The organism is Pseudomonas sp. A-R-19, assembly GCF_019956575.1.
Lineage (GTDB): Bacteria > Pseudomonadota > Gammaproteobacteria > Pseudomonadales > Pseudomonadaceae > Aquipseudomonas.
Map to the genome: position 1 here is coordinate 1 of NZ_JAHBDR010000049.1, position 18,670 is coordinate 18,670.

At 59.7% G+C, this 18,670-nt stretch carries 18 protein-coding genes and 1 pseudogene; 2 read left to right on the top strand and 17 right to left on the bottom strand.

Annotated features, from left to right (window positions below):
• Window positions 1–354: 354 nt before the first annotated feature.
• The 10 genes from KGA88_RS11825 to ccmA form a co-directional block, all read right to left on the bottom strand.
• The gene (locus tag KGA88_RS11825; protein ID WP_110659696.1) at window positions 355–762 is read right to left on the bottom strand and encodes a hypothetical protein; all 408 of its coding nucleotides are present in this window, start codon (window positions 760–762) and stop codon (window positions 355–357) included.
• Window positions 763–777: 15 nt separating this feature from the next.
• Complete coding sequence (gene ccmI, locus KGA88_RS11830) at window positions 778–1,980, bottom strand: c-type cytochrome biogenesis protein CcmI (RefSeq protein WP_223591180.1); 1,203 nt, start codon at window positions 1,978–1,980, stop codon at window positions 778–780.
• On the bottom strand, window positions 1,973–2,446 hold the full coding sequence (locus KGA88_RS11835) for a cytochrome c-type biogenesis protein (protein WP_223591182.1): 474 nt from the start codon (window positions 2,444–2,446) through the stop codon (window positions 1,973–1,975). Before KGA88_RS11835 ends, ccmI begins: the two co-directional genes overlap by 8 nt.
• Window positions 2,443–2,979, bottom strand: coding sequence for a DsbE family thiol:disulfide interchange protein (locus KGA88_RS11840; protein ID WP_223591184.1), 537 nt, complete (start codon window positions 2,977–2,979; stop codon window positions 2,443–2,445). The genes KGA88_RS11835 and KGA88_RS11840 overlap by 4 nt, the downstream gene beginning before the upstream one ends.
• Window positions 2,976–4,964: a heme lyase CcmF/NrfE family subunit gene (locus KGA88_RS11845; RefSeq protein ID WP_223591186.1), complete on the bottom strand. Its 1,989-nt coding sequence runs from the start codon at window positions 4,962–4,964 to the stop codon at window positions 2,976–2,978. Before KGA88_RS11845 ends, KGA88_RS11840 begins: the two co-directional genes overlap by 4 nt.
• 3 nt (window positions 4,965–4,967) lie before the next feature.
• Window positions 4,968–5,423: a cytochrome c maturation protein CcmE gene (gene ccmE / locus KGA88_RS11850; protein ID WP_110659692.1), complete on the bottom strand. Its 456-nt coding sequence runs from the start codon at window positions 5,421–5,423 to the stop codon at window positions 4,968–4,970.
• A complete protein-coding gene (gene ccmD, locus KGA88_RS11855) occupies window positions 5,420–5,596 on the bottom strand; it encodes a heme exporter protein CcmD (protein WP_008055370.1) in 177 nt (58 codons plus the stop codon). Before ccmD ends, ccmE begins: the two co-directional genes overlap by 4 nt.
• Entirely contained in the window at window positions 5,593–6,348 is a 756-nt protein-coding gene (locus KGA88_RS11860) for a heme ABC transporter permease (RefSeq protein WP_007980756.1), read from the bottom strand. The genes ccmD and KGA88_RS11860 overlap by 4 nt, the downstream gene beginning before the upstream one ends.
• A 92-nt stretch (window positions 6,349–6,440) precedes the next feature.
• Window positions 6,441–7,109 (bottom strand): heme exporter protein CcmB, encoded by a 669-nt coding sequence (gene ccmB, locus KGA88_RS11865; RefSeq protein ID WP_007980754.1) that lies wholly within the window; start codon window positions 7,107–7,109, stop codon window positions 6,441–6,443.
• Window positions 7,106–7,741, bottom strand: a complete 636-nt coding sequence (gene ccmA, locus KGA88_RS11870; protein WP_223591188.1) for a cytochrome c biogenesis heme-transporting ATPase CcmA — start codon at window positions 7,739–7,741, stop codon at window positions 7,106–7,108. Before ccmA ends, ccmB begins: the two co-directional genes overlap by 4 nt.
• A 199-nt stretch (window positions 7,742–7,940) precedes the next feature.
• Between ccmA and KGA88_RS11875 the strand changes: the two genes are divergently transcribed.
• Both KGA88_RS11875 and KGA88_RS11880 read left to right on the top strand, forming a co-directional pair.
• The gene (locus KGA88_RS11875) at window positions 7,941–9,515 is read left to right on the top strand and encodes a flagellar hook-length control protein FliK (protein ID WP_223591190.1); all 1,575 of its coding nucleotides are present in this window, start codon (window positions 7,941–7,943) and stop codon (window positions 9,513–9,515) included.
• The gene (locus KGA88_RS11880; protein ID WP_223591192.1) at window positions 9,512–9,841 is read left to right on the top strand and encodes an EscU/YscU/HrcU family type III secretion system export apparatus switch protein; all 330 of its coding nucleotides are present in this window, start codon (window positions 9,512–9,514) and stop codon (window positions 9,839–9,841) included. Before KGA88_RS11875 ends, KGA88_RS11880 begins: the two co-directional genes overlap by 4 nt.
• Before the next feature lie 181 nt (window positions 9,842–10,022).
• On the opposite strand, the pseudogene KGA88_RS11885 reads toward KGA88_RS11880, so the two are convergent.
• The 7 genes and pseudogenes from KGA88_RS11885 to KGA88_RS11915 form a co-directional block, all read right to left on the bottom strand.
• A pseudogene (locus KGA88_RS11885) lies at window positions 10,023–10,097 on the bottom strand (DUF2802 domain-containing protein); the annotation flags it as partial.
• Between the two features lie 38 nt (window positions 10,098–10,135).
• Window positions 10,136–11,200 (bottom strand): DUF6396 domain-containing protein, encoded by a 1,065-nt coding sequence (locus KGA88_RS11890; protein ID WP_223591194.1) that lies wholly within the window; start codon window positions 11,198–11,200, stop codon window positions 10,136–10,138.
• 81 nt (window positions 11,201–11,281) lie between these two features.
• Window positions 11,282–12,316 carry a DUF6396 domain-containing protein gene (locus KGA88_RS11895; RefSeq protein WP_223591196.1) on the bottom strand — a complete coding sequence of 345 codons (1,035 nt, stop codon included), beginning with the start codon at window positions 12,314–12,316 and terminating at the stop codon, window positions 11,282–11,284.
• Window positions 12,317–14,278, bottom strand: coding sequence for a phospholipase D-like domain-containing protein (locus tag KGA88_RS11900; RefSeq protein WP_223591199.1), 1,962 nt, complete (start codon window positions 14,276–14,278; stop codon window positions 12,317–12,319).
• 2 nt (window positions 14,279–14,280) lie between these two features.
• Window positions 14,281–17,157 carry a type VI secretion system Vgr family protein gene (locus KGA88_RS11905; RefSeq protein ID WP_223591201.1) on the bottom strand — a complete coding sequence of 959 codons (2,877 nt, stop codon included), beginning with the start codon at window positions 17,155–17,157 and terminating at the stop codon, window positions 14,281–14,283.
• Window positions 17,158–17,192: 35 nt separating this feature from the next.
• Window positions 17,193–18,272: a hypothetical protein gene (locus KGA88_RS11910; RefSeq protein ID WP_223591203.1), complete on the bottom strand. Its 1,080-nt coding sequence runs from the start codon at window positions 18,270–18,272 to the stop codon at window positions 17,193–17,195.
• Between the two features lie 9 nt (window positions 18,273–18,281).
• On the bottom strand, window positions 18,282–18,536 hold the full coding sequence (locus KGA88_RS11915; protein WP_150673909.1) for a PAAR domain-containing protein: 255 nt from the start codon (window positions 18,534–18,536) through the stop codon (window positions 18,282–18,284).
• Between the last annotated feature and the right edge of the window lie 134 nt (window positions 18,537–18,670).

Here is an 18,670-nt window from a genome sequence, read left to right on the forward strand (position 1 = left end):
ACTTTCAGGTCCATAGGTTTCAGCTCTCGCCACGGCATGGTCAGATCCTCGGAATCGACCAGTGCCAGTTAAAGACTGTTACCTATGTGCTTGAACTGTTTTGTTACCTATGTGGGTGAGTCATACCGGGGCGAGACCTTTTGGTTCCTTTTGGGGCGTTTGCCAAAAGGGACTCGCCGTAAGGGCGAAACCATAAGCCGCCGTTACCGCAGAAACGGATATGTACTCAATCACCCAAGAACCTGGCCGGCCCGAAGGCCGCCATCGCTGGCAAGCCAACTCCTACAGGAATTGCGGCTGAGCCAAATTATTCAGCAGGCACAAAAAAGGCGACCCGAAAGTCGCCTTGTTACCTCACTGCCCGAATTGCCGCCCCAGCCCCCCCGGCACTCCGTGAATATCAGTATCTTCCCACGGCCCGTTAGGACTGATCGACCGGCTCCAGCCGTTATCCCAGCGGTAATAGGTACGCTGGCGATAAAAGGTATTGGGCTGGTCATCCAACACATACACCCCAAGCTTCTGGTCCCAATGGCTATTCCCCCCAGGTGGCGGCGCGAAGCTGGCTGAGGTGCGTGGCAACGGCTTGGAGGGTTTGGCCGGAATGCTCGGTTTACTTGGCACAGGCGACGTCGATGGCGTGGGACTCGGCTGCGACGGCGGAAACGGTGGCGGTGCCTGATGCTCCGTCGGCTGCTGGACCGCACAAGCACTTAACCCCATAACGACGCTGAGCAGGGTGATACGAGCGAATGCGGTCATGATTGCGTTTTCCTGTTATTTGTCCGGGCTGTCGATGATCAGTGTTTGCGGCGCGGTGGTGCTGCTGGCCAGGGGCTGGCTGCGACCGATCCACTCGCCGGCGGTCGGTTTGCCAGCACGGGAAATGCGCGCAACCAGTTGGACTTCAGGGAAGTTCGACAGTTTCAATTGCGGCATCATCGCGTCGGCATCGCCCAGTTCGACAGTCACCGGCAAGTCCGCCACGGTCATGCGCTTGACCGCCAGCGGGGCCGGCGGGCCGGACATCGCACGGGCGAAAATGAACACGCTATCACCCGGCTGAACCTTGGCTTTCAAATCCGCAGCCAGATCGACGCTGACCTTGAGGACGGCCGAGGCCTTGGCCGCCGGCGCTTGCGCAACCTTGCCGCCACTGGCCACCAGCTTCTCCGTGGCCCGGGTGATCCCGCCTTGCAACGCCTCACGGGACTGGTCGTCCGGCGGCAGTTGCGCCAGCAGGCGATTCCAATAGTCGATAGCGTCCTGATAGCGTTCGCCTTCAAACGCGGCGATGCCGAGCAGGCCGAGGCTGGTGACTTCCTTCGGATCGGCCTTGAGCGCTTCGTCGGTCAGGGCCTGGACCTTGTCCGACCACTTCTTGCCATCAGCGAAGTACTGGGCCTGGGCCCATTGACCGAGCAACTCGGGCTGACGACCGGCCAGGTTCACCGTGCGTTCGAACATCTTCGCCGCATCCGCCGGGCGATCCTGAGCCATGTAGGTGCGACCGAGGAAGTACATGCCTTCGGCGGAATCCGGTTGAGCGGCGACCACACGCTCCAGGCGCTGGGTCATCTCTTCCATCGACTTGGGTGCCTGGGAGAACTCACGGGTCAGTTCGACCTTGTCGCTGGCGCCGTAATGCATGTACAGCCCCAGGCCCAGCACCGGCACCAGAACGGCCGCCAGCAACGGCAAGGGTTTGCCCAGACGCGACACCCGCGGCGCTTCGACGCCCTCGGTGTCCGCGAGCAACTCACGAGCGGCTTCGGCACGACCGGCGTCCATTTGCGTCGCATCGAGCACGCCCTCTTCCTGCTGAGTCTGCAACTCAGCCACACGCTCCTGATAAAGCGCGACGTTCAGGGCGGTACGATCCTCTTCGCGCTGGGCGCGGCGGCTGCGCAGAACCGGGATCAACAGAAAACTCAGGGCAACCAGAAGCAGCAGACCTGCAGCGAGCCAGAAATCAATCATTCTTGGTTTTATCCAACAGTTGGTCGAGGCGCGAGCGCTCCTCGGCAGACAGCGAGCCCGGGGTGTCGGCGCGTTGCACGCGACGACGGCGGACGATCACCGCGATGATCACGACACCACCCAGCAGCAGGCCGGCGGGGCCGAACCAGAGCAAGGCGGTCTTGGCGTTCAGGGCCGGTTTGTAGCGGACGAAATCACCGTAGCGGTCGACCATGAAATCGATGATCTGCTGGTTGTCCTTGCCCTCGCCGAGCATGCGGAAAATCTCTTTGCGCAGGTCGGCGGCAATCGGTGCGTTGGAATCGGCGATGTCCTGATTCTGACACTTGGGGCAGCGCAGTTCCTTGGTCAGCTCGCGAAAGCGTTCGCGATCACCTTCCTTGGCGAACTCGTAAGTGTCGATCGCGGCGTGGGCCACGCCCGCCAGGCTCAAGCCCAGAACAGCGGCAGCTATCCAGCGCTTCATGGCTTGGCCTCATCGACCAGCGCCTGGTACTTGCCCGCCAGTTTTTCGCGCCAGACCTGCTCATCGATCACGCCGACGAACTTGTCGCGGATGATGCCCTTGGCGTCGATGAAGAAGGTTTCCGGCGCGCCGTACACACCGAGGTTGAGGCCCAGCGAGCCTTCGTCGTCACGAATGTCCAGTACATACGGGTTGTGGAAGTCCGTCAGCCACTTCAAGGCATCGGCGTTGGTGTCCTTGTAGTTGATGCCGTAGATCACCACGCCTTGCTGGGCCAGCTTGTTCAGCACCGGGTGCTCGACCCGGCAGGAAATGCACCAGGTGCCCCAGACGTTGACCAGCGCCGGTTTGCCGAGGATGTCCGCGCGGGTCAGGGTCTTGTCGCCCTGCACCGACGGCAGGGAAAACTCCGGGAACGGCTTGTTGATCATGGCCGAAGGCAGCTCAGCCGGATCCAGGTACAACCCACGGTAAAGGAATACAGCGACCACCAGAAAAATCGCCAGTGGCAACAACATCAACCAACGCTTCATGCAGTGGCTCCCGACATGCCCAGTGCTTCACGCACCTTGGATTTCACCTTGACCCGATAACGTCGATCCAGTGCTGCCAGCAGCCCACCGAGACCGGTCAACAGCCCGCCGAACCAGATCCAGCGCACGAACGGCTTGACGTGCACGCGCACGGCCCAGGCGCCATTGCCCAACGGTTCACCGAGGGCGACATAGAGGTCGCGGGTGAAACCGGCGTCGATACCCGCTTCGGTCATCACCGAGTTCTGCACGGTGTACAGGCGTTTTTCCGGGTGCAGCACGCTGACTTCCTTGCCGTTGCGGATCACTCGGACGGTGCCCTTGTCGGACGTGAAGTTCGGACCTTCGAAGTGCTTGGCGCCTTCGAAGATGAAGTGGTAGCCGGCCAGGTCCATGGACTCGCCCGGCGCCAGGCGCAGGTCGCGCTCGGCACTGTTCTGGCTCGACAGCACCACGCCCAGCGCACACACGGCAATGCCCAGGTGCGCAACCTGCATGCCCCAGTAGCTGCGGGTCAGGGTCGGCAAACCTTTGATCAGGCCCTTGTGGCGGGTCTTGTCGAAGATGTCACGCACACCGGCCAGCAACACCCAGGCGGCGAGCATGAAGGTCGCGAGCACGGCCCAGTTGAAATCGCCGTAGGCGACGCCGGCCACTACGGCCATCGCGGCGCTGCCAAGCAATACCGGGGTGAGCATGCTCACCAGCCATTTCACCGGGGTGTCTTTCCAGCGCACGATCATGCCGACTGCCATCACCACCATCAGCAATGCCATCAACGGAATGAACAGCGCGTTGAAGTACGGCGGGCCGACCGACAGCTTGGCGCCGGTCATGGCGTCCAGAATCAGCGGATACAGGGTGCCGAGCAGGATCATCGACGCGGCCACCACCAGCACCAGGTTGTTGCCCAGCAGCAGGGTTTCCCGGGACCAGAGGTTGAAGCCGACCTGACTCTTGACCACTGGAGCGCGCAGGGCGAACAGCGTCAGCGAACCACCGACCACGAACAACAGGAAAATCAGGATGAACACCCCGCGCTCCGGGTCGGACGCAAAGGCGTGCACCGAGGTCAGCACGCCGGAACGCACGAGGAAGGTGCCCAGCAGGCTCAAGGAGAACGCGGCGATGGCCAGCAACACGGTCCAGCTCTTGAACACGCCACGTTTTTCCGTGACCGCCAACGAGTGAATCAGTGCGGTGCCCACCAGCCATGGCATGAACGAGGCGTTTTCCACCGGGTCCCAGAACCACCAGCCACCCCAGCCGAGTTCGTAGTAGGCCCACCACGAACCCAGGGTGATGCCAATGCCGAGGAACGCCCAGGCGACGATAGTCCATGGACGCGACCAGCGCGCCCACGCGGCATCCAGGCGACCGCCCATCAGCGCGGCGATGGCGAAGGCGAAGGCCACCGAGAATCCGACGTAGCCCATATACAGCATCGGCGGGTGCACGATCAGGCCGATGTCTTGCAGCAGCGGGTTGAGGTCGGCACCGTCGCTGGGCATTTGCGGCAGGATGCGCTTGAACGGGTTGGACGTCATGATCAGGAACAGCAGGAAACCGGTGCTGATCATGCCCATCACCGCCAGAACGCGGGCCAGCATGACCTGCGGCAACTGCCGGGAGAACACCGACACCGCGAAGGTCCAGCCGCCGAGGATCAAGGCCCATAACAGCAGGGAACCTTCGTGGGCCCCCCACACGGCGCTGAACTTGTAGTACCACGGCAAGGCACTGTTGGAGTTGTTGGCCACATAGGCCACGGAGAAGTCATCGACCATGAAGGCGTAGGTCAGGCAACCGAAGGCAAACACCAGGAAGGTGAACTGCCCCCACGCGGCCGGCTGGGCCAGGCTCATCCACAGGCGGTCACCGCGCCAGGCGCCGAGCAATGGCACCACGGCCTGGGCCAGGGCGAAGCACAGGGCCAGGATCATCGCCAGATGACCCAACTCGGGAATAAAGATGCCGGATGTCATGGATCAACCCTCCTTCGCGGGCGTTGGAGCCGATTGACCGCTGTCTTTCAACGCCTTGGTCACTTCCGGCGGCATGTACTTCTCGTCGTGCTTGGCCAGCACTTCATCGGCCACCACCACGCCATCGGCATTGATCTTGCCAAGGGCGACGATGCCCTGCCCTTCGCGGAACAGGTCCGGAAGGATGCCGCGATAGGTGATGGTCACGGATTTGTTGAAGTCGGTGACGACGAACTTCACGTCCAGGGAGTCGCCGGAACGCTCCAGCGAGCCCTTCTCGACCATGCCGCCAGCACGAATGCGCGTGTCTTGTGGCGCTTCACCGTTGGCGATCTGCGTTGGTGTGTAAAACAGATTGATGTTCTGCTGCAGGGCGCTCAGGGCCAGGCCGACGGCAGCACCGACCCCGACCAGGATTGCGAGAATGATGATAAGACGCTTTTTGCGCAGCGGATTCACTTGCCGTTCTCCCGGCGCAAACGACGCGCCTCTTGTTGCAGATACCGCTTGCGGGCCAGGATCGGCGCCGCCACGTTGAGGGCCAATACCGCCAGGCAGATGCCATAGGCTGACCAGACATACAGGCCATGATGACCCATGGCGAGGAAGTCGCCGAATGAAGCAAAACTCATCGAGCAACCTCCAGGCTGTTTTCCACTTCGGCCTTGACCCAACTGGCCCGGGCTTCGCGCTTGAGCACTTCAAGACGCATGCGCAGCAGCAGGACCGCGCCGAAGAAACAGTAGAACCCCAACGCCGTCAGCAGCAGTGGCAGCCACATTTCGGCGGGCATCGCCGGTTTTTCGGTGAGGGTGAAGGTCGCGCCCTGGTGCAGGGTGTTCCACCACTCCACCGAGTACTTGATGATCGGGATGTTGATCACGCCGACGATCGCCAGCACCGCGCAAGCCTTGGCCGCGCTGTCACGATTGCTGATGGCGTTGCCCAGCGCAATGAGACCGAAGTACAGGAATAGCAGAATCAACATGGACGTAAGGCGTGCATCCCAGACCCACCACGAGCCCCAGGTCGGCTTGCCCCAGATCGCGCCGGTGACCAACGCCACGGCGGTCATCCAGGCACCAATGGGCGCCGCGCATTGCAGGGCGACGTCGGCCAGTTTCATCTTCCATACCAGCCCGACGATGCCGCACACCGCCAGCATCACGTAGATGGACTGCGCCAGCATCGCGGCCGGGACGTGGATGTAGATGATGCGAAAACTGTTGCCCTGCTGGTAGTCCGGCGGCGCGAAGGCCAGGCCCCAGACCACGCCAACGCTGATCAGCAGCAACGCCGCGACGCTCAGCCAGGGCAGCATTTTGCCGCTGATGCCGTAAAACCATTTGGGCGAGCCAAGCTTGTGAAACCACGTCCAGTTCATACTCTGTTTCCGTCACGGTTGCTCTTTACTGTGAAGAGCCAGGGCCTGCTTTTTTTCAAAAAGAGTGGTTAATTTTTAACCAGGCCTCATTATTATTCGCCGACGCTGATCTTCAGGCCAGCAGCTATTGCAAAAGGTGTCAGGGTTATCGCCAGGGCGGTCAGGCTACCAAGCCACAGGAGATAACCGGTCGCCGGCATGCCCTGCAAGGCAGCCTGCAAGGCGCCACTGCCAAGGATCAACACCGGGATGTACAGCGGCAGAATCAGCAGTGCCAGTAACAGGCCACCGCGCTTCAAGCCCACGGTCAGTGCCGCACCCACCGCACCGAGCAAGCTCAGTACCGGTGTACCGAGCAGCAACGAAAGCAGCAACACCGGCAGACAGGCGGCAGGCAGGCCGAGCATCAACGCCAGTAAAGGCGCGAGCAAAACCAGTGCCAGGCCGGAAAAAGCCCAGTGTGCCAGCACTTTGGCCAATACCAGAAGAGCCAGGGGGTGCGGCGAAAGGACCCACTGTTCAAGCGAACCGTCTTCGAAATCACTGCGGAAAAGCCCGTCCAGCGAGAGCAGAACCGATAAAAGTGCCGCGACCCAGACCAGTCCCGGAGACAAGGTTTGCAACAATTGAGACTCGGGGCCGACCGCCAGCGGGAACAGGGATACCACGATGGCGAAGAATACGAGTGGATTGGCCAACTCCGCCGGACGACGGAACAGCAGACGAGCCTCGCGGGCGACCAGCAGGCCGAAAACACTCATACGGCCCAGCTCCCCAGATCGATGTCGCGATAACCGGCCGGCATCCGGCTCAGCGTGTGATGAGTGGTCAACACCACCATGCCACCGCGTTCACAGTGGCCGGCCAGGTGTTCTTCGAGTTGAGCCACGCCCTGCTTGTCGAGGGCGGTAAAGGGTTCATCGAGGATCCACAGCGGCGGGCTGTCCAGATACAAGCGCGCCAAGGCGACGCGACGCTGCTGACCGGCGGACAACGTATGACAGGGAACATCCTCGAACCCCCGCAGCCCGACCGCGGCCAGCGCCTGCCAGATCGCCTCATGGGTCGCCGGATGATGCAAGGCACATAGCCAGCTCAGGTTCTCTTCCGGTGTCAGCAAATCCTTGATCCCGGCCGCGTGGCCGATCCACAGCAGGTTGCGCGCCAGCTCAAAGCGTTGTTCGTTCAGCGGCTCGCCGTTGAGCAGCACCTGACCGGCGGTCGGCTGCATCAGCCCCGAGAGCAGGCGCAGCAGGCTGGTCTTGCCACTGCCGTTGGGGCCACTGATTTGCACCATTTCGCCACTGGTCAGTCTCAAATCGAGATTTTCGAAGAGCAGCCGAAGGTCTCGCTCACAGGCAAGGGCAACGGTTTGCAGGACAGGACTGGTCAAGGGTTCATGGGCCTTATACGGTTCAAGTCGGCACTGACGCGGCCGTTAAAGAGATGCAGCATAGATGCAATGACGTCTTGTTCTAGAGAGCTGCGTCAAACATTTGCAAAGTTTTCGCCATTTTTGGATACAACGGCGCGGCATTATACATGCCAGGCCTTACTCTAAAGAGTGCATTTTCCTCAGGTTGTGACCGCGTATGACAGGCGAAATGAACATCCTCCCGCTACCGCAAACCATCCCGGCGACGTCACGCCCGCAGGTGGTCAGCGGTGAGTTGCTCAAATTGCTGACACCGGTGGAGGGGCTGATCAGCGTCGGTCAAACCGCCCAGGCCGAAGTGTTGTCGCTCAAGCAGGCGGATCAGACTTTCCAGATGCTGCTCAAGGTCACCCTCGACAGCGGCCGCCAGACCACGGTGCAGACCACCAGCAATCAACCGCTGGCCCAGGGCACGACGCTGCTCGTCAGCCAACCCTCGGCCGGCAACCTGGCCGTGACGGTGCAGCAGGCTATCGCCTCCAGCGTCGCCACCCTCACTAGAATCGACACCGCGCAACTGCCCGTGGGCACCCTGCTGCAGGGCAAAGTGCTGACCTCGCAGGTGCTGCCACAGGTACCCGGCCAACCCATGGTATTTCGCTCGATGGTGGGCCTGCTCAATACCGCACTGAGCGGCAGCACCCTGAGCATCGACAGTCCGCAGCCATTGCGTATCGGCACCTTGCTGAGCGCCCAGGTGCAGGACGCCCAGACCGTGAAGTTCGTGCCCCTGAGCAGCCGCCAGGAACAATTGGCGGTGACCCAGCAACTGGTCGACCAGCAAAGCCGCCAAGGCTCGCTGGATGGCTTGCTCAAGCTCCTGCAGAACCTTCCGGCCTCGGACCAGACCTCCGCCGAACTGCGTAGCGTCGCTGCCCGCCTGCTCGCCGGCCTGCCGGATGTCCAGCAACTGAGCACCCCCAAGGGCCTGGCATTGGCCCTGGCCAGCAGCGGTGCGTTCCTCGAAAGCAAACTGCTGAGCGGGCAGAACCCGGCGCTCGCGCCGGACATGAAAGGCGATTTGCTCAAACTGGTCGCGCAATTGAGTCAGGGCTTGCCGGCCCACACCGGCCTCGGCGCGATCATCGCCGCCAATACCCTGGCCCAGGCCATGCCGAATTTTGTCCGTAATGCCCTGGGCATGCTCGGCCAGGTCAGTGCCAAACCGTCGCCGAGCAGTTTCCCGCTGCCCGAACGCCAGCTGCAAAGCGCCGAGGGTGAAGGCGACCTCGAACACCTGCTGCGCCTGGCCGCCGCCGCGGTTTCACGCCTGCAAAGCCATCAGCTGTCGAGCCTGGAACAAACCGGCGTTACTGCCGACGGACGGCTGATGAGCACCTGGCAGCTGGAAATCCCGATGCGCAATCTGCAAGACATCGTGCCACTGCAGGTCAAGTTCCAGCGTGAGGACGCCCCCGAAAAAGAACCGCCAAAGGAACGTCGCGAAGAACGCGAACCCAAGCAGCAGTTGTGGCGCGTGGAACTGGCCTTCGCCATGGAGCCTTTGGGGCCGCTGCAAATCCAGGCGCAACTGATCAAGGGCAGCCTCTCCAGCCAGCTCTGGGCCGAGCGGCCGTACACCGCCAGCCTGATCGAAAGCAATCTGGCCGGCCTGCGTAACCGCCTACTGTCCGCCGGCCTCAACGTCGGCGACCTGGACTGCCACCTCGGCACACCACCCCAAGGCCCGCAAACCCGCCTCGAACAACGCTGGGTCGACGAAACCGCATGAAAAACCCCAACGCCCCACGCCAGGCCATCGCCCTCAAATACGACGGCACCCACGCCCCCACCCTCACCGCCAAGGGCGACGAAGAGCTCGCGGAAGAAATCCTGCGCATCGCCCGCGACTGCGAAGTGCCGATCTACGAGAACGCCGAGCTGGTGAGGTTGTTGGCGAGGATGGAGCTGGGGGACAGCATTCCCCAGGAGCTCTATCTGACGATTGCCGAGATCATTGCGTTTGCGTGGAGTTTGAAGGGGAAGTTTCCGGCGGGGCAGGATCCGGATGCGTTGATGGTGGAGAAGGACGTCACCGAACGCGGGGATGACTACTGAAATTTCAAGGGCGCCATCGCGAGCAAGCTCGCTCCCACAGGTGTCTGCAGTGATTTTGTGCCCGGCATAGAACCACTGTAGGAGCGAGCCTGCTCGCGATGGAGGTATGAGCACCGCGTTTCTTCAGGAAACCCGCGTCATCGTTAACGTCCATCGCGAGCAGGCTCGCTCCTACAGGTTTCTAGCTGCTCTTGTGAAGCTTGCTCATCAACTCCGCCTCAGCCTGGGTCAAGCCGCAGGACTGGGTCAGCCCATCCCGACCATCACGTGCAGTTATTGCAGGAACAGCATTAATTAGAGGTTCCCGGCGGTTTTTGGCAGCGGCAAACCCGTGGCGGGATCAAGTCCCTTTTCGGCGCTGAGTTTCTCGATCAGCTCTGCTGATGGAACGATGGGAACAGCCGAGTCACGCTCTCGTTTCCATTGGAAGGTACCGTCCCACTCGGGGAGGGTCGCAGGTGGGAGTGGGACGATGTCATCCAGATCGGGCATTTTTGCCCCGAGATGTTCGTGTCGCGTCAGGAAGTCGCTGATTTTATTGTATCGATCAACGCGCTCGCCATCTTGCTTAACAGCCAGGTAGTACAGTTCTTCGGACGCTGGCGGCCCTTCGAAGGCACTCGCCAGTTGACTAGCACTGCTGTCATCGCCATTGCGAATTGCTATTTGAAAGCCTTGTAGAGCTTCTTGGTATAGCTCTGAACCTTGCGAATAAATTGCGTAATTTCTTCCCGCCGAGTGATTACCTTGTTCCATCGCACACTTGTACATCGCCAGCATGGTTTCGGCCGTATTGGGTACATAGGATAGAAGCCTGCCTATGTAGTATTGGGCGTCCGGATTCCCCAAATCGGCCGCTCGCCGAAAATAGGCTCTGGAGGCCGCGACATCCTGTTTGACTCCATAACCCAACTCCAGGTAATGCGCCATGTCGTAATAAGCCCCCGGGATACCTTGAGCAATATAAAATTCGGCCAGATCGATGACCTCTTTACTCGCGTCAGGAGAGCGGGCTTGTCCGGTTGACAGTAGAAATTGCAGATTGGTCGCGGCCTTGTAATGATCGTGTGCAGCCGTGATACGATAATAGCGGGCGATCTCGTCGTAATCCTTCTGCCCTTTACGCTTTTCCAAGTAAAGGCCATACCGATACAAGACGTCCGCGCCCTGACTCATCACCGGTAATGCATCGCGCTCATATACGCACTTGAACTCCAAACTACTGCGAGCAATTTCCACCGACGCGGCATCAGGCATCTGCTCTTCTTTTTTTGAGCAGGCCATGATCATCAAGAAGCTGAACAATGCCAGCAGCAGCTTATTCGCCCCGACCTGATTATTTATTAAATTCCCCCGCATAACTTCACTCGACAATTAATGACTTGCCCATATCTATTCACTTTCTCCAAACTAACCAAACAGGATGCACGACGGTAATGATCAGGTATTCCCGGTGGATTTTGGCAGCCGCAAGCCCGTGGCGGGATCAAGTCCCTTTTCGGCGCTGAGTTTCTCGATCAGCTCTGCTGATGGAATGATGGGGACAGCCGAGTCACGCTCTCGTTTCCATTGGAAGGTACCGTCCCACTCGGGGAGGGTCGCAGGTGGGAGCGGGACGATGTCATCCAGATCGGGGATTTTTGCCTCTAAATGTTCGTGTCGCCTCAGGAATAAGTTAATTTTTTTATATCGTTCTACACGTTCGGAATCTTTCTCAAGTGCCAAATAATAAAGCTCATCGGACACTGGGGGACCTTCAAATGCGCTAGCCAGTCGACTAGCACTAGCGGCATCGCCATACCGAACTGCTATTTGATAGCCTTGCACGGAGTCTTTGTAATCACCTGACCCTTGTGAATATATTGAGTATCTTCTTCCGGCTGCTCGATTGCCCTGCTCCATCGCACATTTGTACATCGCCAACATAATTTCGGCCGTATTGGGCACATAGGACAAAAGCCTGCCTATGTAATACTGAGCGTCCGGATTTCCCAAGTCAGCCGCCCGACGAAAGTAAGCCCTGGAGGCCGCGACATCCTGTTTGACGCCATAACCCAACTCCAGGTAATGCCCCATATCGTAATAAGCCCCAGGAATGCCTTGAGCAATATAGTATTCGGCTAGGTTGATGACCTCTTTACTCGCGTCAGGAGACTGAGCCTGTCCGGCTGACAGCAGGAACTGCAGATTGGTCGCGGCCTTGTAATGATCGTGTGCAGCCGCGATACGATAATAGCGGGCGATCTCGTCGTAATCCTTCTGCCCTTTACGCTTTTCCAAGTAAAGGCTATACCGATACAAGACGTCCGCGTCCTGACTCAACACCGGTAATGCATCGCGTTCATATACACACTTAAATTCCAGCCTGTTGTAGGCAAAGGCTGTCTGCGAGATATCGGGCATCCCTTCTTCCTCTTTTGAACAAGCAGCAATGAAAATACAAAAAATAAAAACAGCAACTATTTTTTTCTTCACTTAGTCTAAGTTTCTCCTGACAGAACTTTCTTGTAAAAACTCAACCAATGATGCAATCGGGGGATTGGGGGTGAATTCTGTTTTTCGTTGCAAACCGTGCACTCTTCTCTCGTCATTTTTTTCAAGAATGTAGTCCCATATCTCGGACACCTCAGCCATATCATTCCCCATCGCCCTCCCCCCCGTATGCACCCCAAACAAATGCTCCCTCAACGGCCTTGTAACCGCAGGATCCTCAATACAAATATTCAACTCACTGTCCACCTGCATACTCCGCGTATTGATGTTCGCAGAACCCAGCGTGGTGAACACGTCATCGACAATCATCAACTTGCTGTGCACATACACATCCATCCAGTTTTCCGGCGGGGAATCTGGGGCCACCAGGGTACAAATGTGTACTTTCAGGCCGGGAATTTCCGTGGGGGATATGACGGCCTGGTCTTGCTGGGGAAACTCTTTTTCAAGCTGCGCAACCCTGGCGCGTGCGCGTTCCCGCTTGTCTTTCAAGGTTTCGTAGTACCGAGCCGCCGCCGGGTCATGCTCGGTATCGCGTTGATCCTTGAAAATGCGCGCATTGATGGAAGCCAGGCGCTCGGCCAGCTTGGCTTGGTCAAGTTCGGCCTGTAGACCGTCACGCCGTTCGGCCCTGGCGACACCCGGCATCAACTCCGGGCGGCCCAACTGCTTCAACATGCGGAAAGTATTGACCGAGCCATCGCCCATGGCTTCGCTGGAGGAGTTGGTCACGACGAACAGGTACAGCGGCCCGTCTTTTTCAAGATCGCGCCCGCCTTTGAGAAGGTTTTGCACGACGCTCTTGATCTTGTCCGCCAGCGGTGGCCAGCGAAAGTACTGGTTCTCGATGTAGATGAATCGGGTCGTGTTGTTGACGGCCTTCAGGTAGACCTTCTCGATGTCACGGATGTTTTCCTGGCTTTGGGTCCTGAGTATCTGCGCCATGACGGGAGGGCCGTAGCCTGGGCGCAGGCGCAGTTGTCCGGCGAGGTGTTGACGAGGGCCGAGCAGGTCGACGCGGGTTTCTTTTTTCCAGGCGGCGCAGAAGTTGTCGTTCAAGAACTCAAGCACCGGACCGCTCACTCGGCTGGAAATATCCTGCCGGGGCGTTTCGCCGTTGCGTCCGAACTGCGCATGGTGTCGCACATGGCTGTGATCATCATTGTCCCAATAGGCATCCAGCGTGTTGTGCCCCATCACGAACCCGACGGCGACCTCCGGTTGCTCGTAGTCCACCAGCACCATTTTCTGGTGGTGGCTCGGCTCGGCAACCATGGCCACCGAACTCATGACTTTGTTGGTCGTGTCGCGATCCTTGTCCAGTGCCTTCAAGGTCAGGCGCCAGGCAATTTCTGCACGATCCAGCAGGCCGAAGTCGCGAGTGACGAATTCGATGTTCTTGATGCTCAGAGAGGGGTCATTGCCCCATCGCATCAGGCGAAAGAAACGCTGGCCCAGCTCGATGGGGCCGGTTTCGGCGCCCGTGTAGGCCAGCCGGATCTGGCGATACCACATCTTGTCATATTCGATTTGTACGTCGTTGCGGTTCTGCTTGTACTTGCCGAACCAGTTGGTGACGTTGTCACCGGGCGTCGGGTTTTCCGAGGTCTGGGCGAGGCGCAACGTGTCGTACCAACACAGGATTCGGACTTGAACGCCTTCAAGGGCTTTCTTGATCAACAGATCGCCGATGCACAGCGAACCGGTATCGCCGCGCTTGAAGTACATCGACGGCTGAAACCCCCAACAGATGATTTCCACGCTGGTTTTGGCGGCCGAGATGGCGTCATACACCGAGCTGAAGGCGCGCTCGCCATTCACCAGCGGCTCGAAGGTGGCGGGCGCCGGGACGTATTCGGTGCACTGTACGAACCACGGCAGGTTGAGCTGGCAGGAGGTGGTCTTGCTCGTGGCGATCGGGACTGTGATCGTGGGTGTGGTCATCTTCAAGCCTCCGGTTCTGCAGTGTTCAATTGGGCATAGGTCTGGCGGAACCCGCTGGAGCTGTCTGGCGGCGTATCGCCCGGTCGAGGTTGTTGCTCATGACGGTGGAAACCCTGGTTGGCCCGTTGGGCATTGCCCGGCTCTCCCAGGTAAGCGCCGCCCACCGGCACCTCGTAGCTGACGCCGTTGGCCAGTTCGATGTGATAACGGCGGGTGGTGACGTGGTGGTCGACGGCAATCCGGCCACTGGTATCCATGACACCTTTTGCGGCCTGAACCCCATCGGCAAAGAGTGTGTAAGGCATGCCCGCCCACGGCTGAAAACCTGCGGCGCTGCTTTGCCCGACCGCCAATACCAGCGTCTGACTGACCGAGCCCGTTGGCCACGCCGGGTTGTCGCGGTTGAGTTGTGCCGGGCCCCTGAAGGACTTTTTCACGCCCCTTACATCAACGGTGCCAGGCGCATGGATGTCGATGTTGCCGTCCTTGATGCGAATGTAAGCGCCGCCGCTGGTCAGCAGAATTTCATCCTGAGCGGCAATTTCGACGGAACGCCCGGTCGAAGTGATACGCACGCTGTCCTGGGCGGTGAGCTCGATGGCATCGCTCTGTGCCTGTATTTCAATCTTGCCTTTGGCCGCGAACAGCTTGGCGCCCGCTGCCTTGGCGAACAGGCTGATGCTTTGAGCAACACTGGCCAGCAATGACTGGCCGCTGGCAAGGTTGATGTCTTCTCCGCTCGACAAGGTCAACTGCTTGCCGCTATGAATGTGGGTATTTTGCGGCGTCGCGGTGACGATGTCGGCAGGCGCTGAGGCGATCAATAGCGGCTTGTGAAAGCCCGCCGTGCGGCCACGGCCACCACTGCTGATCGCCGCATCGGTGTCACCGCCATTGCGTGGTTGTCGTTGATTGCCGGTGAGGTGTTTGCCTTCACTGCCATAGTCCAGCCGAGTATCGACATCAAGTTGACCGAGGCTGTCGACACTTCCCTGCATCGGCAGGGCATTGTGCTGGCGAGCGGCCTCGGACAATGCCTTGACCCGCTCCTGGGCGTTTATCAGTTGCGTGCGGGCTTCCTCGACATCGACCTGGCCGCCTTGCGCTTTGGTGCGTGGCCAGGTGCTGAGATACAAACCCTGCTGCGCGCGCAAGGCACCGTAGGCATCGGTGCGCAACTCAAAACCTGTACCCCGCAGGGCGCCACGCTGATTGCCCTGCTGGTCGATTAGATAACCGAGGTTCAACTGGCTGTGGCCATGGCTGCTGTGGATCTGGGTCCGTATCTGGCCGGTGGAGTCGTCCATCACCCACTGGTTGTAGCCAAGTCCTTTGATCTCCTGGCTCTTGTAACCGCTCATCAACCCGCTTGAGTGCCAGGCGGGCTTGTGTCCGCCATAGACCTGCCCCATCACCAGGGGGCGGTCGATGTCGTTGTCGAGGAACGTCACCACGACCTCTTCCCCCGAGCGAGGCACGTTCACGCTGCCCCAGCCCTCGCCACTGCTGGCCTGCATCATGCGCAGCCAGCATGAGCCCAGTTCGCCATCCTTGAGCAGACGGTCCCAATGAAAACGTACGCAGATACGGTTGAGCTGGTCGGTAAAGACCTCGCGACCGCTCGGGGCCACGACGACGGCGGTCTGCGGGCCGGGGTTGGCCGGTTTGGCATGAACGAAAGGGCTGCGATAAGCAATGTCCAGTCGCTGGGTCTCGAAGCGGTTCAGGTAAAAGCCTTCGCTATCCACTTCGTGCATCGACTGACGCTGCTCGGATTCGAAAAGCGCTTTCAGGCTACCGGGCGGGCTTGCTCGCTGCGTGCCGACCGGCAGGTTGCTCTGGGCAAAAAACTCGACCGCGATGATCAGGAACTGGCGTTCCTTGGGCGTCCTGGATTCATACAACGGATGTTGGGTCAGCTCGAAACCATGACCCGGTTGCATCTGGCGCACGCCACCTTGCCCATGGATGCGTCTGGCAGCCGATTCGTCCTGCTCAATCTGCACGCGGCTCAGCCAGTCGCCACGGTCCGGGTTTTGCCAGGCATATTGCCCACGGTATTGATAACGCTCGAGGTCTGGTGGCGCCGAAGATGCTGGCAGCGCCGGGGTTCGGGTGATTTGTGATCGGGCATGACAGAGGTAGTCGCTGCTGCTTGATTGCACCAGGCCATTGAGCAATCGGGCTCCGGGGCTCCATTGAGTAATGCTGTCTTGCCGGTCAGCGGCCTGTTGCGTATGAAAACGCAAGGCAGATGGGTTCAAGGTCGGTAAAAGCATGGCGCTGTCAGTGAAGACGATGCAGTGGCTATCAAGCGCGTGTTCCACGTACCAGAACAAACCTTCCTGTTCGCACCAGCGCTGCACGAAATGGGCATCGGTCTCGTTGAACTGGGTGACGTAGGACAGCAGCGGATATTCCCGTGACAGTTCGAAGCGGTACGCGCCACGCGCCTGGCTGTAGTGCTGGAACACCTGGGCGAGGATGTCGGGAAGGCTCACCTCCTGCCAGATCCTGCAATCCACACGGTATTCCAGCAGGCTGAACCAGGGAGCGAAGACCAGTTGCCAATCGTCCAGACCGCCGTCACTTCCCAGGTAGCGCACGCTTTCCACCCAGCCATGCCTTGGGCTCAAACTGCCGTCGTCCAGCTTGATGCTCAGTTGGACCGCCTGACCAATCAGTTGTTCGGGGTCGAACACCGTCGCCTGGTTGATCACGTCAACCGTGTAGCGGGGCACCCGGCCCAGCCGCTCCCGGGCATGGGCTCGCAGCGCGAACAGCTCCTGCCCTTGGGGCGTCGTCAGTTGCAACAGGCGTCCGGCCTGGCTCAATGGCTGGACAAACGAAGCCAATGCCGTGTCTGTGATTGAATTCACCGTTCAAACTCCCTGTTTCACAAATGCATGAGGCTTCAGCCGATCAGCCAGCCCCGGGTCTGGTCGGACAACCTGCGATCCAGTATCCATACTGCGCAGCCAGGTTTAGCGGTTGCAGTCAGCCAGGCGAGGCCGATTTGCACCCATTGCTCGGTCACAGGCCCGAACCGGGCGCTGAGTGTGTTGAGGCGAACCTGATGATCGAGGTCCAGCCCAGGCAAGAATTTCCGGGCATATTCGCCGAGCTGAGTGAGACGGTTGTCACCGAGTGCGCCCTCTCCGATCAGCACGCTGACTCGCGCCGGATCGATGGCCGTGAGCTTGCACAGTTTTGCCATCAACAGCTCGAGGGTTTGCGTGTCGGTACGCGCCTGGGAAGTGCGCGCCGGGTGATCCAGCTGGATCGGCGCAAACAGTTTCAGAGCGTTGGCGGTCTGCGGGTCCGTCAGCTTTGGCTGACGACGCAGCAACACCGCGCTGACCGCTTCGCCAGCCATCTCATCAGGTGCGCAACACGACGCCTGCTCCTTGCAGACCCATGTGTCCAGACTCAGGCACAACAGGTACTGCGGCCCGGCACTGTGACCAAGGACCTCGAGCAACCACTGCCCCGGGGCTTGGGTCTGCAGGTCAAAACCATGTAGCGGCATCAGCTCCCGAGGCCACAGGCCCTCGGCTCGATCAATCCAGTCCATCGCGCCGACAGCATCTGGAACAAACAACACAACCTGAGTGTTCGACCAGTCGATTGAGTCCCGCATTGTCGACGCCCATTTTTTCAGGGCGCCCTGCAGGATTTCACTGGAACGCCCAAGCGCCTCGACTGCTGGCCATCCCGCGGCGGGAGTGGCGAGACGGCGAATGGGCCGCCGCAGTCCGCGCGCATCAAGCAGGCGTGGGTCATGAGAGAAGTTGCTACGCATCCTTGCCAGTTCGCTCACTGGCAACGGTGCGTCATAGGGGCCGCAAGGTAGCCAGACCCAGGCCCGTGCAATGCTGACGCAGCTGGAGGCGAAATCCCCCGTGGAAAATAACGCGTCCGCCAGACGTTGCGCCTCCTGCGCCGCCAACCGTCGTTCGGAGATCCGATCGTAGATACTTGTTCGATATTCCATCTCTGTTCCTTAGAGAAGGCCAGTGTCCTTTTGCGTAGCGATCAGCCTTGCACCGCAGGAAGTCAGGTCACCGTCACGAGCAACCGCCCTGTCATCGACCAGCAGTGTTTCATCACCACTTTCGATCATGCATTCCCCGTGCGGACACAAGACTCGATCTCCGACTCTCGCAACCGCGAGACCGTTGATATCCGTCCAGGGCGATCCTTCACACACCCGCCCTCCATCAGAGGTCGGGTCGTCGATTACGATGATGGGGCGCATGGTGAATTTCCGTGTTTGAACATGTGCAGGACATCAGCCCAAAACCAAGAGCAAATACAGGCACCGCACGGTACGGACGGAAGCCGACCGTCTCAAGTCAGCCCTTTCCTCAAATCAAGTAGTCCAATTCCTAG

Coding starts and splice junctions, on each gene's coding strand:
- KGA88_RS11825 (WP_110659696.1), bottom strand. CDS start 762: ATGACCGCATTCGCTCGTATCACCCTGCTCAGCGTCGTTATGGGGTTA.
- ccmI (WP_223591180.1), bottom strand. CDS start 1,980: ATGATTGATTTCTGGCTCGCTGCAGGTCTGCTGCTTCTGGTTGCCCTG.
- KGA88_RS11835 (WP_223591182.1), bottom strand. CDS start 2,446: ATGAAGCGCTGGATAGCTGCCGCTGTTCTGGGCTTGAGCCTGGCGGGC.
- KGA88_RS11840 (WP_223591184.1), bottom strand. CDS start 2,979: ATGAAGCGTTGGTTGATGTTGTTGCCACTGGCGATTTTTCTGGTGGTC.
- KGA88_RS11845 (WP_223591186.1), bottom strand. CDS start 4,964: ATGACATCCGGCATCTTTATTCCCGAGTTGGGTCATCTGGCGATGATC.
- ccmD (WP_008055370.1), bottom strand. CDS start 5,596: ATGAGTTTTGCTTCATTCGGCGACTTCCTCGCCATGGGTCATCATGGC.
- KGA88_RS11860 (WP_007980756.1), bottom strand. CDS start 6,348: ATGAACTGGACGTGGTTTCACAAGCTTGGCTCGCCCAAATGGTTTTAC.
- ccmB (WP_007980754.1), bottom strand. CDS start 7,109: ATGAGTGTTTTCGGCCTGCTGGTCGCCCGCGAGGCTCGTCTGCTGTTC.
- KGA88_RS11875 (WP_223591190.1), top strand. CDS start 7,941: ATGACAGGCGAAATGAACATCCTCCCGCTACCGCAAACCATCCCGGCG.
- KGA88_RS11880 (WP_223591192.1), top strand. CDS start 9,512: ATGAAAAACCCCAACGCCCCACGCCAGGCCATCGCCCTCAAATACGAC.
- KGA88_RS11890 (WP_223591194.1), bottom strand. CDS start 11,200: ATGCGGGGGAATTTAATAAATAATCAGGTCGGGGCGAATAAGCTGCTG.
- KGA88_RS11900 (WP_223591199.1), bottom strand. CDS start 14,278: ATGACCACACCCACGATCACAGTCCCGATCGCCACGAGCAAGACCACC.
- KGA88_RS11910 (WP_223591203.1), bottom strand. CDS start 18,272: ATGGAATATCGAACAAGTATCTACGATCGGATCTCCGAACGACGGTTG.
- KGA88_RS11915 (WP_150673909.1), bottom strand. CDS start 18,536: ATGCGCCCCATCATCGTAATCGACGACCCGACCTCTGATGGAGGGCGG.